Below are 3,186 nucleotides of genomic sequence, written 5' to 3'. Positions count from 1 at the left end.
TTAGCCGTATTTTCACACAGTTAACCGGAAGAACCCCTGGTCGTGCTACCCCCGCTCGAAGTCGAGTACGACGTGGATCACTCCGTCCTCGCCCGCGGCCGTTCCCACTCCCACCTTCGTGAACGCGCTGTCGAGCATCCGCTCGCGCATCCCGGTGTCGGTGAGCATCGCGGTGAGCACGTTCTGCGGCGTGGCCTCCGGGGGCAGGGTCAGGACCGTGCGGTCCCGGGCCTCGCCGCTGTCGGGGACCGGGAGGTCGCCGGTCGTGGGGTCGCCCACCGCCAGCTGGTCCGCGCGGACCGCGGCCTCGACGGAGAGGATCGCGTCGGTGACCAGCCGCTCGGCGCCCACCGCGGTCCGCGCCTCGTTGACCCCGGCCACCACGCTGCCCTCGAACGCCTTCCGGGCCACCTCGGGCGGAACCACGACGAGAGGGGCGTCCTGCTCGGCGACGGTGGTGGTCGCGGTGGTCCCCGGCGTGGACGGGCCCGACATGAGGGAGGCGAGGCCGGGGATGTCCAGCGGGAAGGGCAGGGCGAGTTCGAGCGACCCCTGGGCGGAGGCCGTGCCGGCGCCCGTGACGAGCAGGAGGGCGGAGGCCCCGGCTGCGACGACGGAACGGATGGGATGACGCACGTGGGTGTCCTTTCCTGGGGTGGCGGCCGGAGCCGGACCCGGCGGGGATCGTTGACTCACACTGTAGTGCCGCGAGTTCACTCATGCATCTTTCGTCACAGAAGTCACATCTGTTACATCGTATGTAGTGGACCGCGCGGCCCGGGGCCGTACACATCTCCGACTTGCAACGATCGGCTCGAGAGCCCGCGTCGAGCTGTGATCGGCGTTACGGTCGGAGCCATGACGTCGATCCAACGAACACGGAACATCGATCCGATCACCGCCGCCGACCTGGAGTCGCTGGGCACCGCCTCGGGACCGGCGGTGTCGGTGTTCATGCCGACGCACCGCGGCGGGCCGGAGACGCGGCAGGGCCCGCTGAGGTTGCGCTCGCTGCTCGACCGCGCGCAGGCCGAGCTGGTCACCCGGGGCACACCGGCCGAAGTGGCCGCCGAGCTGCTCGCGCCGCTGCGGGAGCTGGGGAACGAGGACCCCTTCTGGCAGCACACCGCCCACGGACTGGCGCTCTACGCCGCCCCCGGCATCGCAAGGGCCTTCCGGCTGGGCACGGAGATGCCGGAACTGGTCCACGTGTCCGACTCGTTCGCCGTCCGCCCCCTGGTCCCGTCCGCGGTCGGCGACGGCGAGTTCCTCATCCTGGCCCTGAGCCAGAACTCGGTGCGCTTGTTCGAGGCCACCCGGGGTTCGGTCCACGAGCGGGACATCGGCACCGCGCCGGCGTCGATGGAGGACGCCGAGGGTCGCACCGAGCGCGAGCCCCAGCTCCAGCACCAGGCCGCTGCCGGGGGCACCGCCGCCTTCCACGGGCACGGTGCCGGCGGCGAGGTGGACCGCGTGATGCTGCAGAAGTTCTTCCGTCAGGTGGCGGCGGGTATCGACGAGCTGCTCGCGGGGCCCGACCGCCGACCGCTCGTCCTGGCGGCGGTGGCCGAGCACCACCCGATGCTCAGGGAGGAGCTGTCCTACCCCCACCTTCTCGACGACGTGGTGGCAGGGAACCCGGACCACGCCAGCGGCGCGGAGTTGCAGGAGAAGGCGTGGCCGATCGTCCAGCCCGTCCTCGGCGCCGACGCGGCAGCGGCGACCGAGCGGTTCGGGGAAGCCCTCGGGACCGGGCTCGGGGTGAGCGACCCCAGGGAGATCGTCACCGCGGCCTCCGAGGGCCGGGTGGAGACGCTGATCCTCACCGGGGCGGCCTGTCGTCCGGAAGATCAGCCGGGCGATCTCGACGACGCCGTGGGCCACACCTGCGCCACCTCCGGACGGCTCGTGGTGCTCGAGGCCCTCCCGCACGGCAACTCGGTCGGCGCGATCCTCCGCTACTGATCACGGTTCCGCGCGACACGACCTTACCGGCGGGTAAGGTCGTGTCCGGCCAGGGCACAATGGGCCCCATGAGCTCCAGCCACCCGCACTTGACCAGTCCCCTCGTCGTCGGGCCTCTCACCCTGCGCAACCGCGTGGTCATGGGGTCGATGCACACCGGACTCGAGGACCGCAGCAAGCACCTGCCCGAGCTCACGGCCTACTTCGCCGAGCGGGCGCGCGGCGGCACCGCCATGATGGTCACCGGCGGGTTCTCCCCCGACGTGGAGGGCTGGCTGCTCCCTGCCGGGTCGATGATGGCCAGCCGGCGGATGGCGGACAAACACCGCGGCCTCACCGATGCCGTCCACGCCGAGGGCTCGCACATCCTGCTCCAGCTGCTGCACGCCGGCCGGTACGGCTATCAACCGTTCGTCCGCTCGGCCTCGTCCACCAAGTCCCCGATCAGCATGTTCAAGGCGCGGGCCCTGAGCTCGCGGGGCGTCGAGCGCACCATCGACCACTGGGTGCGGGCCGCACGACTGGCGCGCCGGGCGGGGTACGACGGCGTCGAGATCATGGGCTCCGAGGGGTACCTGATCAACCAGTTCCTCGCGGCCCGGACCAACCAGCGCACCGATGCGTGGGGTGGCACCGCGAGCAAGCGCATGCGGTTCCCCGAGGAGATCGTCCGCCGGGTCCGCGCCGAGGTGGGCCCGGAGTTCCTGATCCAGTACCGCATCAGCGTGCTCGACCTGGTGCCGGACGGGCAGACCTGGGACGAGACCGCCGAGCTCGCCCAGCGCCTCGAGGCCGCGGGCGTCGACGTGTTCAACACCGGGATCGGCTGGCACGAGGCCCGCATCCCCACCATCGTCACCTCGGTGCCGCGGGCGGCGTTTGTGGACCTGGCCGCCCGGCTCAAGCAGACCGTGGGCGTGCCGGTGATCGCCTCCAACCGCATCAACACCCCGGATGTGGCCGAGCGGATCCTCGCGAGCGGGCAGGCCGACCTGGTGTCGATGGCGCGGCCGCTGCTGGCGGACCCGGCGTTCGCCGCCAAGGTCGCCGAGGGGCGGGCCGACGAGATCAACATCTGCATCGCCTGCAACCAGGCGTGCCTCGACCACACCTTCGCCAACAAGCGGGCGTCGTGCCTGGTCAATCCCCGCGCGGGCCGGGAGACGGAGCTGGTGCTCACCGTGGCGCCCACGCGCCGGCGGGTCGCGGTGGTCGGTGCGG

General features: G+C 71.7%; 3 protein-coding genes. 2 read left to right on the top strand and 1 reads right to left on the bottom strand.

The annotated features are described in order from the left end of the window. Nucleotides 1-45 precede the first annotated feature (45 nt). Nucleotides 46-636, bottom strand: a complete 591-nt coding sequence (locus G6018_RS02825) for a CAP domain-containing protein (protein WP_182638662.1) — start codon at nucleotides 634-636, stop codon at nucleotides 46-48. Between the two features lie 222 nt (nucleotides 637-858). Here G6018_RS02825 and G6018_RS02820 point away from each other — a divergent pair, with 222 nt between their 5' ends. Further along, on the top strand, nucleotides 859-1,965 hold the full coding sequence (locus G6018_RS02820; RefSeq protein ID WP_182615744.1) for a hypothetical protein: 1,107 nt from the start codon (nucleotides 859-861) through the stop codon (nucleotides 1,963-1,965). 68 nt (nucleotides 1,966-2,033) lie between these two features. Next, nucleotides 2,034-3,186, top strand: a 1,153-nt coding sequence (locus G6018_RS02815) for a 2,4-dienoyl-CoA reductase FMN-binding domain-containing protein (RefSeq protein ID WP_182638661.1), incomplete at its 3' end; no start/stop codon positions are given.

Source organism: Dietzia sp. DQ11-44 (genome assembly GCF_014145205.1).
Classification (GTDB): Bacteria; Actinomycetota; Actinomycetes; order Mycobacteriales; family Mycobacteriaceae; genus Dietzia; species Dietzia natronolimnaea.
This window is presented reverse-complemented; position numbering and strand designations above follow the sequence as displayed.

What these genes read in the sequence shown, in the direction of transcription:
- G6018_RS02820 (WP_182615744.1), top strand. Translation starts at nt 859, where the DNA reads ATGACGTCGATCCAACGAACACGGAACATCGATCCGATCACCGCCGCC.